Raw genomic sequence first — 360 nt, 5'->3', positions numbered from 1 at the left:
GGACCAGGACTTCGATCGCACGATGTGATCGGCGATCTGCTGCATGGGCTGGATCTTCATGACGATATGGAACCAGTCGATGATGTGGGTCGTCGGCTTCGGCATGGCGCGGGGCAGCCGCTTGAGGATTTCGGCGCCATCCGAAATCACCGTCACATCGCCGAAGCCGCGATATCCAACTTCCTCAAGGGCGTGAAGGGTACGATCGTGGATTGCATGCTGGTCGGTGCTGCCGGTGACGAAATAGCGCCCGCCGGGTTCGCCCTGTCCGCCGCGGCCGCATCTGGCCACGACGAGCTCGAAGTTACGCGCTGAATTGGGCTCGGTGCTGCGAACATGAGCCGTGTCGATGCTGACGAC

At 61.7% G+C, this 360-nt stretch carries 1 pseudogene; it reads right to left on the bottom strand.

The features are described from left to right. Positions 1 to 360 (bottom strand): annotated as a pseudogene (locus ACWGTO_RS33950) (ISKra4-like element ISMet1 family transposase); the annotation flags it as partial.

It is taken from the genome of Mesorhizobium sp. PL10 (assembly GCF_053714315.1).
This window is presented reverse-complemented; position numbering and strand designations above follow the sequence as displayed.